Origin of the sequence: Streptomyces sp. NBC_01296, from assembly GCF_035984415.1 — a bacterium.
In the GTDB taxonomy this organism is placed as follows: domain Bacteria; phylum Actinomycetota; class Actinomycetes; order Streptomycetales; family Streptomycetaceae; genus Streptomyces.
Map to the genome: position 1 here is coordinate 7,839,549 of NZ_CP130720.1, position 12,858 is coordinate 7,852,406.

The following is a 12,858-nucleotide window of genomic DNA, read 5'->3' on the forward strand; positions in this document are numbered from 1 at the left end:
GGACGGCCCCGATTCCGAACGACCGGCCGACCCGCCGGGGCCCTCCACTGATTGTGTCAATTCCCTTGCCCTGAGCGGGAGTTCGGATAAATGGGCCGTCGTTCATTATGGCCGGACCGCGCCTTCGGCAATGCCGGTGCTTTCCTTCGAAAAGAACCCCGAGTTTCCGGACATTGTGATGGCCGGGCCCGGGAGATGTCTGCGCTGGTGGGAGACGCCGCGTTCGGCTCCCCGTTTCCCGGCGCCGGCGCGGTTTCGGCCCCGCAGGCCAGAAGTCTGCCGTTCCTGGCCGAGGGGGGACTCGATCGATTTGGTGGTGCGTTCCTCTTGTCTCATCATGTGAACAGACATCAGGTTGCGGCCGCGCTCGCCAACTCTGCCCAACGTAGGCATTGTTGACTGATCAACGGGTGAGAGTGGTGTGAGTTCCACCACGTCGCCCCGACGCGCCACCCGTCTCCCGCCTATTTCAACTTTCATCTTTCGAGGTAAAGGCAGCATGCCCGTCCAGCAGTTTTCAGACCTCGTGCGTTTCGCCCGTGACTCTTCTCCTTTCTATGCCGACCTCTACGCGGACCTGCCGCCGCACGTGAGCCGGATCACCGATGTTCCCGTCGTGGACCAGGACAGGTTCTGGGCCGCCAATACCCTGCACGACAACCGCGTCCTGACCGCCCCCCTCGGGGAAGGCGTCGTGTTCAAGACGGGCGGCACCACGGGGACGCCGCGGTTCTCCTGCTACACCCGCGAGGAATGGCAGGAGTTCGTCAGCGCCTTCGGCGCCGGGATGGTCGACGCAGGCCTGCGGCCCGGGCACCGGGTCGCCGACCTCTTCTACGCCGGTGAGCTCTACGCCAGCTTCCTGTTCATCCTGGACTCGCTCGCGCACGCCCCCGTCGCCAACGTCCGGCTGCCCATAGGCGGCGGCGCACCGCTCGAGTCGACGCTCGCCACGATCGAGGACTTCGCCGCCGACGTCCTCGCCGGCACGCCGACCACGCTGTGCCGCCTCGCCGATCACCTGATCTCCGCCGGCCGCCAACTGCCCGGAGTGGAGTTCCTGTTCTTCGGCGGTGAAGCCCTCTTCGCCGACCAGCGCCGCCTCCTCTCGGCCGCTTTCCCGGGCGCGACGCCCCGTTCGCTCGGCTACGCCAGCGTCGACGGCGGCCTCCTCGGCCGGCCGGTGGCCGACGCGGGCGAAGACACCCGCACGCACCGCCCGTTCGCCCCGCACACCCTCGTCGAGATCCTCGACGAGACGACCGGCGAACCGATCCGCGAGCCGGGCCGGCCCGGACGGGTCGTCGTCACGCAGCTCTACCGCCGCCTCATGCCCGTCATCCGCTACCCCGCCGGCGACCGCGCGGAATGGACCGACGCCGAGGGCGGGGCCTTCCGCATCCTCGGCCGCGCCGAGGAGGGCGTACGCGTCGGCCCCGTCTCGCTCTACTGGCAGGACATCACGAACGCCGTCGCCGAGGCCGACACCGACTGCCGTGTCACCGGTATGCAGCTCGTCGTACGCCGTTGGGAGGGTCGCGACGGCCTCGTCCTGCGCCTGGCCACCGCCCCCGGCCAGGACCCGGCCGGCCTGGAGGTCCTCGCCAAGGAGGTCGTCACCGGGCTGAACACCGCCCGGCCGCTCTACCCCGACAGCGTCGCCGCCGGATTCGTGCACCCGCTCCGCGTCGAATGGGCCCGCCACCGCGACCTGGTGGTCAACTCCCGCACCGGCAAGCTCGTCCGCGTCCTCGACGAGAGGCCGACCGCATGACCACCCCGGCATCCGAGACCGCCGGCCGGCGGCTTCCCCTCGTCCTGCGCAACCGCGCCTTCGGGACCGTTTGGCTGGGCCAGGTGCTCACCCAGGCCGGCATCCGCATGTTCCAGGTGGGCATCTCCTGGTGGCTCATCGGCTACGCCGCCTCCGGCGACGGCGGGTTCGCGGCCGGGCTGTTCATGGCCGTCAGCACGCTGCCCGCCGTGGTCCTCGCCCCGCTCGTCGCCCGCGCCATCGCCCGCTTCGCCCACCGCTCGCTGCTGCGCACCGCGGCCGGCGGCGCCGGAGCGGCCGCTGCCGCGCTGGCCGTCTGGGCCTGCGCGAGCGACCTCCCGGTCGCCGCGGCCTACGCGGCGGCCCTCGCCCTGGCGACTTGCCAGGCCTTCTTCGACCCGTGCCTGACCACCTCCGTGCCCGAGCTCGTGGACGACGCGGACATCGAGGCGGCGACCGGCTTCGAGCTGTCCACCCAGTCGCTGGCGAGCCTCGGCGGAGCCCTCCTCGGCGCCCTCGTCGTCGACGCGGCCGGGGTGGCCGGCCTGGCCGTGGGCTGCGCCGCCGCCTACGCCACGGCCGCCCTGCTCATCGCGACCGTACGGTTCCGCACCGCCGCGCTCCCCGCCGACGACGCCGCCGATGCCGCAGGACAGGAGGCGCCGCGCCGGAACCTGCGTCAGCTGCTCGGCGCCATGCCGTACGTGCGCGGCATCCTGCTCTGCTTCACCGCGGCCAACCTCTTCACCACGGCCGTCTTCGTCGTCATGCCGCTGTACACCGCCTCCGTACTGCACGGCGACGGCGGCACCGTCGCCCTCCTGGAAGCGTCGCTCGGCGCGGGCACGCTCATCGGCTCCTTCACCGGCGCACGGGTACCCGGCCAGCCCGCCGTGGTCGGCACCGCGTGCCTCGGCGCGATGGCCGCCGCCCTCGCCGTCCCCGGCCTGATCGCCGCACGCCCCGTCATCGCGGGCGCCCTGCTGGTGACCGGCTGGTGCGTCGGGGTGATCGGGGTCCGCTTCGTGGCCCTGTTCCAGCGGCTGGTTCCGGCCGCCGACAAGCCCGCGTTCTTCGCCGTCATGCAGGCCGTCCTCGGCGCGACCTTCCCGGTCGCCTCGCTGCTGTTCGGGTTCCTCGGCGACCACCTCTCCGCCCAGACGCTGTGCCTGATCCAGGCGGCCGGACTCGTGCCCGCCGCCCTGGCCCTGGCCCTGTTGCCCGGGCACGCGGTGGGCGCCGCGGCCCCCGCCGCGCCCGTGCCCGCGCCGACCCCCGCAGGAGGCGCGCGATGACCGCCGTGATCGAGCAGGCCACCCCGGCCGACATAGCCGATCTCCGCCAGCTCTACTACGCCGTCTACGGACCGCACTACCCCACCGCCCTCGGCACCGACCCCGCCGAGATGTCCCGGCTCATCCGGGACCCGCACACCCTCTGGCTCGTCGCCCGCTGCCCCCGTACCGGCGCCCTCGCCGGATCGGCCGCGGTCCACAGCGAATCCGGCAGCCGCGTCGGCCGCCTCGAAGGGCTCGCCGTCCACCCCGACCAGCGCGGATCCGGGCTCGCCGGGCAGCTGACCGAGGCCGTGTGCGCCGGCACGCTCGATGCCGGGACGCTCGACTCGGTGTACGCCACCGTCCGTACGGTCAGCGCCGGACCCCAACGCGTGGTGGCCCGCAACGGCTTCCGCCCCCTGGGCATCCTGCCCAACGCCGTGGAACTCAGCAGCCGCGAGAGCCTCGCACTCTACGCGCGTCACTCGCCCGGAGTGCTGGACCGCCGGGTACCCGTCGCCGAGGTGCCCGCCTCCCTCGTGCCGCTCCTGCGCACCGCCGGGGCGAGCCTCGGCATCAGCTACGCGGACGCCCGGCCCACGGCGCCCCGGCCCGCGCCCGCCGGGCCGCCCGCGCGGCCGCTGGAGATGATCGAGGCGCCGGCCTTCGTCCGCCGCCGCTTCCACCGGCACTTCCCCGACACCGGCCGCTGGTTCTACCCGCTGCACACCCCCAACATCCTCCTCACCCCCGACGACGGCGGTTTCGAGGTGTACGCCTACCTCAACCGCACCGGCGGCTACTGCGCCCTGGTCGCCGCCCACCCGGACCCGGCGGCCGCCGCCGGCTGGCTGGAGCCGGTCACCCGGACCCTCACCCGCGCCGGCGCCGGCTACGTGGAGGCGCTCGTACCCCTGGAACACCACGCCGCGCTCTCGGCCTTCGCCGCCCAGGGCTTCATCGCCGGGGCCCTGTACCCGGCCATGCGCCGGGACGGCGACGGCTTCCACGACTACGTGGTGATGTCCCGCACCACCGAGCACATCGACTTCCGCGGCGTGGTCGTCGACCCGCCCCTCCAGCCCTTCCTCGATTCCTATGTGTCGGCCTGGGCGTCGACCCATCTGCCCGTACGTGAGGTTGCTTCATGACCCCTTCCACGGCCCCTTCCACGGCCCCCTCGAAACCCCATCTCGCCCCCGTCGACGTCCCCGACGCCGCCGCCCTCGGCCGGGTCCGGCAGCTCTGCGACCTGACCGAGCCGTACACCTCCGGTCCCGCCGAGGAAGAGCTGTTCGCCGCCGCCATGGCGCAGACCAACGCCTGGCACCGCGACCGGTCCCCGTTCTTCCGCAGCCTGTACGACGGGGAGCGCCCGGACACCCCGTACGAGGCACCCCTGGTGCACGCGAACTTCTTCAAGCGGCACGAGGTCCTGTCCATACCCGAGGACGAGGTCCACCTCCACCTGACCTCCTCCGGGACCACCGGACAGAAGTCGCAGATGTTCTTCGACGAGTGGACCATCCGCTCCGCGCAGCGCATGGTCGCCCGCATCTTCGACCACAACGGCTGGATCACCCCCGACCAGCCGGTCAACTACCTGCTCTACAGCTACGAGCCCGCCCGCGACCTCAACCTGGGCACCTCGTTCACCGACAACTACCTGTGCGACTTCGCCCCGGCCCGGCAGGTCGAGTACGCGCTGCGCGCCACCGGCAACGGCCACGAGTTCGACCCCTTCGGCTGCGTCGCCGCGCTGCGCCGCTTCGCCGAGGACGACGTGCCCGTCCGCATCCTCGGCTTCCCCGCCTTCCTCTGGTTCACGCTGGAGCGGATGCGCGCCATGGGCCTGGAGCCGCTGACGCTCCCGGAAGGGTCCCTGATCATCCTCGGCGGCGGCTGGAAGGGCCACACCGACAAGCAGATCGGCAAGCACGAGCTGTACGCCCGCGTCACCGAGCAGCTGGGCGTCCCCTCCGAGCGGATCCGCGACACCTTCGGGTCCGTCGAGCACTGCATCCCGTACATCGAGTGCGCGCAGCACAACCTGCACGCACCCGTCTGGTCCCGCGTCTTCATCCGCTCCACCCGCACCCTCGAACCCCTCCCGTACGGGGAGCGCGGCTACCTGCACCTGGTGTCCCCGTACATCACCTCCGTACCGGCACAGAGCGTCGTCATGGGCGACCTCGCCTCGCTCCACCCGGGCGAGGAGTGCGGCTGCGAGCTGACCACCCCGTGGTTCACGATCCACGGCCGGGCCGGCGTCAGCCGCAACCGCAGCTGTGCCGTCGCCGCCGCCGAACTGATGAAGGGAATGTCATGACCGACACCATCAACCACCACTACTGGCAGGGCACCTTCATCGGGGACGAGGAGGCCGCCCGCCGCCTGGCCACCCTGCCCACCGCCGTCGAGGCCGTACTCGGCACACCGCTGGACACCGAGACCGTCCTCGCCGCCTGCGACGCCCTCTCCCGCGCCCTGCGCGACCCCGGCCACCGCGTACGGGAGCGGCTGGCCCCGCACCTGCCCGCGGACGGCGAGACGGACCGGGAGGAACTCCTGGCCGAACTCGCCGACTTCCTCGACCGCAGCTCCCTCACCCGCAAGCTCCGGCGGGAGCTGGGCAGCGCCGCCCCGCAGCGGCTGAACCGCCCCGACGCCAAGGAGACGGTGTACGAGGCCTGGGCACCCGTCGGCCTGGTCGCCCACATAGCCCCCGGCAACGCCGCCACGGTCGCCCCGCTGAGCCTGATCGAAGGGCTGCTGGCCGGGAACGTCAACGTCCTCAAGACCAGCAGCTCCGACACCTTCCTCGCCCAGCACCTCCTCGCCGAACTCGCCGCGCAGGACCCGAGCGGCGCCCTCGCCGAGCGCATCATCGTGCTGCGCTTCCCCTCCTCCCGCCAGGAGTGGCTGCGCCTGATGTGCGCCCCCGCCGACGCCGTCGCCGTGTGGGGCGGCGAGTCCGCCGTCGAAGGCGTCGCCGCCCATGTCCCGGCCGGCTGCCGCCTGGTGGAGTGGGGGCACAAGATCTCCTTCGCCTACCTCACCCAGGACGCCTGGGCGGACGAGGCGGCGCTGACGGCCCTGGCCCGGGACGTCTGCGTCTTCGAGCAGCAGGCCTGCTCCAGCCCCCAGGTCGTCTACCTCGACATCGAGACCGGGAACACCGAGGTACTGCACGCCTTCGCCGAGCGCCTCGCCGCGGCCCTGGACGCCCAGCCGGCGCCCGCCGGGCCCGAGCTCGATCCGGCCGAGTACGCCGAGCTGACCACCACCGAGCACCTCGCCCGGCTCGAGGAGCACCTGGGCCTCACCCGCGTCCTCGCCGCCCCCGACGGCACGTGGCGGGTCATGGCCGACAGCCGACCGGCCCTGACCGCCTCACCGCTGCACCGCAGCGTCTGGGTCAAGCCGCTGCCCCGCAAGAGCCTCATCGCGACGCTGCGTCCCATGCGCCGCTACCTCCAGACGGCGGGCATCGCGGGCAGCCGCACCGACATCGCCGAACTCTCCACCCTGGTCCTGGCCGCCGGGGCCACCCGGGTCACCCCCGTCGGAGCCATGACCGCGGGCTACGCCGGGGAACCGCACGACGGGGTCTACGCCCTCCAGCGCTACAGCCGGCGCGTCGCCGTCCAGGCCGACGAGCGCTTCGCCGCCACCGCCTGTCTCGACGACCTCGCCCGCCCGGCCGTCTTCCCGCCGGCCACCGGGCCGCTGCTGGACAAGGCCGCCGTACAGGACCTCAACCGCGGGGTCGACCGGAGCGACGCCGAGCTGTACTTCCGCAGCGGGGGCAGCACGGGTGCGCCCGCCCTGTCGCTGTTCACGTACGAGGACTACGACACGCAGATGTACGCCGCCGCCCGCGGCCTGCTCGCCGCCGGCTACGACCCGGCCCGCGACCGTACGGCGAACCTCTTCTACTGCGGCGGCATGTACGGCGGGTTCATCAGCTTCTTCTCCATCCTCGAGCGCCTGGGCGGCGTCCAGATGCCGATGGCCGCGGGCTCCGACCACCGGGCCACCGCGGAGATGATCGCCGCGTACGAGGTGGACACCCTCTTCGGCATGCCGTCCTACCTCTGGCAGCTGCTGCACGAGGAGGCGGACCTGCTGCGCTCGTACGGAGGCCTGCGCAAGATCTACTACGGGGGCGAGCACTTCACCGAGGAGCAGCGCCGGACCCTGACCGAGACGTTCGGCATCGAGGTCATCCACTCCATCACCTACGGCAGCACCGACCTCGGCCCGCTCGGCTATCAGTGCACGCAGAGCAGCGGAAGCGTGCACCACCTCCACGCGGACCTGCACACCCTGGAGATCGTCGACGTCGACGAGGACCGCCCGGTGGCGCCGGGGGAGACCGGCCGGCTCGTGTTCACCACGCGTGCCCGCCGGGGCCAGCACCTCGACCGGTACGTCATCGGCGACCTCGGACGCGCCCTGCCCGGCCGCTGCCCCTGCGGAAGCCACGCCCCGCGCTTCGAACTGCTGGGCCGGCTGGGCGAGGTGATGCGGGTGGCGACGTACTTCCTCAACTACCGCCGTTTCGTGGCCATCGCACAGGAACAGCTGCGCTACGGCGGTGAGCTCCAGGCCGTCCTGACCGCCGGAGCCGTCCGCGAGGGCCTCACCCTGCGGATGGAGAGCGCCCACGCCCCTGACCCGGACCGGGCGCGCGAGGCCTTCCTGGCCGGGTACCCCGAGGTGCAGTCGGCGGTCGCGGAGAAGCTGCTCGACTTCACGGTCGAGGTGGTGGACGGTGCGGCCCTGTCCCGTACGGCGACGAGCGGGAAGCTCCTCGCCGTGGTGGACCGCCGGCGGTAGCAGGGGCACGGCCGTGCGGGGCGTGCGGGGCTTGCGGGGCTTGCCGGGCGTGCGGGGCGGATCTTAGACGGGGGAGGAGGCGTTTTTGGTCAAATCTCCCGTTCTCCTCACGCTGCCGCGCACGCTCAGTAGCGTCGGTCTCACAAGAGGTCCGGCGCGCAGCGGAAGCGGGCGCGGGGCGTGGACGGAGAGAAGAAGGAGCGGGCGCCGATGGCGAATGTGGAAGTCTCGTTGAAGGAGACGATGACCTCGATCGAGGGCACCCTGGGAGTCGCCCTGGTCGATTACACCAGCGGAATGGCACTGGGAACTCTCGGCGGCGGCAAGGATCTCGACCTGGCGGTCGCCGCCGCGGGCAACACGGACGTGATCCGGGCCAAGGTCCGCGCCATGGAGATGCTGGGCCTGCGCGACGAGATCGAGGACCTGCTGATCACCTTGGGGAATCAGTACCACCTGATCCGGCTGCTCAAGGGTCGGGAGACTCACGGCCTGTTCATGTACGTCGTGCTGAACAAGGCCAACTCCAATCTGGCGATGGCCCGGCACCAGCTCAAGCGCATCGAAGCCGCCCTCGAGCTGTAGCCCCTGCCCTCCCGGGCCCACGCATGCCCACGAATTGAAGAACTCTTCAATCCGGCACATCCGAAATTGGTCAAGCAGAGGCACGCGTGGGCCCAACGGGCGGAATGATGGGCGGTGGTGGCGGTCGAACAACGGCGGGAGCGTTCGTGAGCAAGCAGGTACCCCTGTACCAGGCGAAAGCCGAGTTCTTCCGCATGCTCGGACACCCCGTTCGGATCCGCGTTCTGGAGCTGCTGCAGAGCGGTCCGATGCCCGTACGCGAACTCCTCGCCGAAATCGACATCGAGCCGTCCAACCTGTCCCAGCAACTGGCGGTCCTGCGCCGCTCCGGAATCGTCGTCTCCACGCGCGAGGGTGCGACCGTCAACTACGCCCTCGCCGGCGGCGACGTCGCCGAACTCCTGCGCGCGGCGCGCCGCATCCTCACCGAACTCCTCGCAGGGCAGAGCGAGCTCCTCGCCGAACTGCGGCAGGTGGAACCCCGGACCGGCCCTGCGCGGCCGGGTCCCGGCCGCTGAGCGCGTGCGCCGCCGGCAACCTCGAACATCCGGGCGGATTCGCCGACGGTGGACCGCCACCGGTGTCGGCGCGCAACTCCGGCGCCTCGGGATACCGGCCGCCCGCCCGGTCGGTGGCTAGCCTGGGCTGCATGAACTCCTCCGCCGCGCCCGGTCCCGCTTCAGCCCCCGACCGGTACACCGTCGTCCTGCGCCCCGGGCTCACCGAGCCCGGCGGCTCCCCGCGCCGCGGCGTGCTGCGCACCGCGCTGGTCGAGGCCACCGGCGAATTCGGCGCCTCCGGCTATCCGCGGTACGCGGGCGAGGGCGTACAGGCCGACATCGACCCGAGGACCCGGACCGTCGAAGCCGTGACGGTCGACGGCGCGGAACTCCCGTACGGCTGGGTGGCCCAGGTCGCAGACGCCTGAGGCCGTGACCGGGGCATTGTCAGTGCACCCGCCTATGTTCAGCAGTGTCCCGCCGATCGGCGCGGAACTCCCCTTGCTGCATAGGAGATGGGTGCGTTGTCAGACTGGGAGAGGTCGAGCACGGCCCGGGTGGTACCACCCGCGCGGCCGCGCAAGCTCGCCAAGGTCCCGTTCGTCGAGCTGGCCGACGGGCGCTTGCAGGGCGTGGTGTCCAGCGGTTCGGACATAGAGCGCGTCTACGTCTCGTCGGTCGCGGCCGGTACCCATGCGTTCGCCTGCAGCACCAACAACAACCGGCCCTGCGGCGGCGCGCGGGGCTCGTTCTGCAACCACATCAAGGCCCTGATCGCCGAGGCCGTGCTCCAGTACGGCGCCCCGCGCGTGGCCCGCTATCTGCGGGTCGACGCCGCGGACGGCGAGGCGACGGCCCTGGGCATCGCCGCCGCCATGAGCAGCACCCGTCCTGCGCAGGGGGACAACCAGGCCGCCGCACCCGTCTTCAGCCGGTTCCTGCGCCACCTGGCCTACCTGGAACTCGCCCCGACCACGGCGCCGTTGCCGGAGATGCAGTGGTTCCCGCCGACCAGGGCGGTGGCGGTGCCCGCGCGCGGGCTCGGTCCGGGCGCGGGGGAGCCTGCCGGCCCGCTCGCCGAAACCATCGCCGGGCTCGACGAGGCCCTCGCGGCCGTCGACGCCTTCGACGGGGCTCTCGCCGCCGGTCTGCTCCGCCCCCGTCCCGCCGAGGCGGCCGGCCTGACCGAGCTGGCCCAGGCCGTCGCGGGAACGCCGCTGGCCGCCAGGGCCGGCGAAGCGGCCGAGAAGGCAGCGGCCGGAGCCGCCGGCGAAGACCACTTCGTGGCGCTCGCCGCCGCCCGCACCGCACTGCTCGGCTCCGTCCACGACGCACTCACGACCCGCATCGAGGAGGTGACCGGCCGGGCGCGCAGCGAGGAGACCGCCCCGGCGACCGGCGGACAGCATGCGCCGAACCTGCTCGCCGCCGCCCGCTCCTGGCTCTCGGATCTCGCCCGCGCCGGCTGGCAGGGCATCGACCACGACCTGGTCTCCGCGTCGGCGCCCGTCGTCTCCGCGATGCTCCCCGACCCGGAGCTGCGCCGCCTGGCGACGCTCCTCGACGGGTTCGCCGCCGAACTCGCCGCCTCCTGCCCGGGCGTGTCCCTGGACCGCATCCCCGCACGCCGCTGGGCCGACCTGTGGTCGCGCGCCCTGCTGCTGACGCTGCCCGGCGCGGCCGGCGTACCCGCCACCGGCACGGCCACCGGCCGGCTCCTGCCCCTCGGCATCGACCTGCACGAGCACGCGACCGCCGTACAGGCCCAGGTCCATGCGGTGTTCGAGCCCGCGGACGGCTCCGCACCCCGCCTGGTCCGGGCCGGTGTATCGGTGCCGAAGCCCGACACGGTCGTCGAAGCCGGCCTCTGGCAGCTGCTCCGCCCGCACATGTCGCTGCTGGCAGCCGCAGGCGAAGGCCGCTCGATACACCTCGCCGACATGCCGATCACCGCCGAGGGCGACCTGATCTGGAGCGAGGCGTACGCGCGCCCGGGCGAGCCCGCCGACGCCTTCGCCACCGCCCGCGTGGCCCTGCCCACAGCGGCCGCCGTGGCGACGGCGCCGCTGGACCGGCACCCGGCGCGGATCGCCGTCCCCGTCTTCCTGGAGGGCTACGCCACCCGGAAGGACGACGACGGCGCACTGACGTGGACCACCGCCGGCAGCGACCTCGCCGTCGACGCGGACCGGATCCCGACCGCCGGACCCCTCACCCCGGAAGCCGTCGGGGCGTCGAGCGCATGCATCGGCCTGCTCCGCTGGGACGCAGGGACGTTCACCGTCCAGCCCCTCGCCGTCGAAACGACCGTACGGAAGAAGGCCGTCGCGGTGCACGCCGGGGCATGGGCGGGCGGTACGGCCGAGAAGGCCGGAGCGAAGGCCGAGAAGGCCGCCACCGACGCCGCGGCGGTACTGCGCGAGCGAGCGGGAAGGCTGTTGCGGAAGTGACCGGACAGGAACCCGAGGTGCTCCCCGCCCCCGAAGACAACCGCAGGCAGGTCCTGTACTGGCGGCTCCTCGCCCGGCTCTTCGACCAGGAGGAGCAGGCGACGCTCGAGTCGGCGAGCCTGGCCGTGGTCGAGGACATCGGCCTGCCGACCGCCCTGCTGGACCCGCAGGTGGCCGTCGATTCGATCGTGCAGCGCCACCCGGAGCTCGCCGCCGAGTTCGAAGGCCTGATGGCGCCGCCCGAGACCGGGCCCGCTTCACCGGACCCCGGTGGTGACGGACGTGACCGCGCCGCCGAGGTACGGCGCGCGGCCCTCGTGTCGAAGGTGCTGCTCAACGTCTTCGCCTCCCCCTCTGGCACCGTCACCGCCGGCCAGCTGTCGCGCTGGCAGTCCGACGCGGCCTGGCTGGAGCGCTCCTTCGGCTGCAAGCCGGGAGAGCTGCGCGGCGGCCGGGCCGGGGGAGCCGGCGCCGGCCCGACCGGCTCCGGCGGAGCCGGTACGACCCCCGACCTCAGCCGGCTGATCCCGGCGATCGGCCCGGAACTCGGCGCCATCGAGGCCGACCTGGTCAAGCGGATGCGCCTGCGCGAGGTGCTCGCCGACCCCAAGCTCGCCGCGCAGCTGACCCCGAGCATGTCCCTGATCGAGCAGCTGCTGCGCGACAAGAACAACCTGTCCGGCGTGGCCCTGGCCAACGCCAAGGCCCTGATCCGCCGCTTCGTCGACGAGGTCGCCGAGGTGCTGCGCACCCAGGTGGAGAAATCCACGGTCGGCGCCCTGGACCGGTCGGTGCCGCCCAAACGGGTGTTCCGCAACCTGGACCTCGACCGGACGATCTGGAAGAACCTCACCAACTGGAGCCCGGAGGAGGAGCGGCTGTACGTCGACCGCCTCTACTACCGGCACACCGCGCGCAAGACGACGCCGCAGCGGCTGATCGTCGTCGTCGACCAGTCCGGCTCGATGGTGGACTCGATGGTCAACTGCACCATCCTGGCCTCGATCTTCGCCGGGCTCCCGAAGGTGGACGTCCACCTGATCGCGTACGACACCCAGGCGCTCGACCTCACGCCCTGGGTGCACGATCCCTTCGAGACCCTGCTGCGCACCAACCTCGGCGGCGGCACCGACGGCACCGTCGCGATGACGCTGGCCCAGCCGAAGATCGCCGAGCCGCGCAACACCGTCGTGGTGTGGATCTCGGACTTCTACGAATGGCGGGCCGAGCCGCTGTTCGAGAGCATGGCCGCCATCCACCGCTCGGGCGCCAAGTTCATCCCCGTCGGCTCGGTGACCAGCTCCGGCCGCGGCAGCGTCAACCCGTGGTTCCGGGAGCGCTTCAAGGACCTCGGCACGCCGGTGCTCTCCGGCCACATCCGCAAGCTCGTCCATGAACTCAAGACGTTCCTCGCTTAATACCCTTCATAC

At 72.3% G+C, this 12,858-nt stretch carries 10 protein-coding genes and 1 pseudogene; all 11 read left to right on the plus strand.

Annotated features, from left to right (window positions below):
* Positions 1–499 precede the first annotated feature (499 nt).
* The 11 genes and pseudogenes from OG299_RS35690 to OG299_RS35740 all read left to right on the plus strand — a co-directional run bounded on the left by OG299_RS35690 (position 500) and on the right by OG299_RS35740 (position 12,846).
* Positions 500–1,774, plus strand: coding sequence for a phenylacetate--CoA ligase family protein (locus OG299_RS35690; protein WP_327363759.1), 1,275 nt, complete (start codon positions 500–502; stop codon positions 1,772–1,774).
* The gene (locus OG299_RS35695; protein ID WP_327363760.1) at positions 1,771–3,069 is read left to right on the plus strand and encodes an MFS transporter; all 1,299 of its coding nucleotides are present in this window, start codon (positions 1,771–1,773) and stop codon (positions 3,067–3,069) included. The genes OG299_RS35690 and OG299_RS35695 overlap by 4 nt, the downstream gene beginning before the upstream one ends.
* A complete protein-coding gene (locus OG299_RS35700) occupies positions 3,066–4,202 on the plus strand; it encodes a GNAT family N-acetyltransferase (protein WP_266632420.1) in 1,137 nt (378 codons plus the stop codon). Before OG299_RS35695 ends, OG299_RS35700 begins: the two co-directional genes overlap by 4 nt.
* The gene (locus tag OG299_RS35705; protein WP_327363761.1) at positions 4,199–5,380 is read left to right on the plus strand and encodes a LuxE/PaaK family acyltransferase; all 1,182 of its coding nucleotides are present in this window, start codon (positions 4,199–4,201) and stop codon (positions 5,378–5,380) included. Before OG299_RS35700 ends, OG299_RS35705 begins: the two co-directional genes overlap by 4 nt.
* Positions 5,377–7,893, plus strand: coding sequence for an aldehyde dehydrogenase family protein (locus tag OG299_RS35710; protein WP_327363762.1), 2,517 nt, complete (start codon positions 5,377–5,379; stop codon positions 7,891–7,893). Before OG299_RS35705 ends, OG299_RS35710 begins: the two co-directional genes overlap by 4 nt.
* A 210-nt stretch (positions 7,894–8,103) precedes the next feature.
* Positions 8,104–8,478 (plus strand): hypothetical protein, encoded by a 375-nt coding sequence (locus tag OG299_RS35715; protein ID WP_266632423.1) that lies wholly within the window; start codon positions 8,104–8,106, stop codon positions 8,476–8,478.
* Between the two features lie 146 nt (positions 8,479–8,624).
* On the plus strand, positions 8,625–8,996 hold the full coding sequence (locus tag OG299_RS35720; RefSeq protein ID WP_266632425.1) for an ArsR/SmtB family transcription factor: 372 nt from the start codon (positions 8,625–8,627) through the stop codon (positions 8,994–8,996).
* A 131-nt stretch (positions 8,997–9,127) separates the two neighbouring features.
* Positions 9,128–9,406 (plus strand): hypothetical protein, encoded by a 279-nt coding sequence (locus tag OG299_RS35725; RefSeq protein ID WP_266632427.1) that lies wholly within the window; start codon positions 9,128–9,130, stop codon positions 9,404–9,406.
* An 87-nt stretch (positions 9,407–9,493) separates the two neighbouring features.
* Positions 9,494–10,003, plus strand: a pseudogene (locus OG299_RS35730) (hypothetical protein); the annotation flags it as partial.
* A complete protein-coding gene (locus OG299_RS35735; protein WP_442817604.1) occupies positions 10,004–11,428 on the plus strand; it encodes a hypothetical protein in 1,425 nt (474 codons plus the stop codon).
* The gene (locus OG299_RS35740; protein WP_266632429.1) at positions 11,425–12,846 is read left to right on the plus strand and encodes a vWA domain-containing protein; all 1,422 of its coding nucleotides are present in this window, start codon (positions 11,425–11,427) and stop codon (positions 12,844–12,846) included. The genes OG299_RS35735 and OG299_RS35740 overlap by 4 nt, the downstream gene beginning before the upstream one ends.
* The last annotated feature ends 12 nt before the right edge of the window (positions 12,847–12,858 follow it).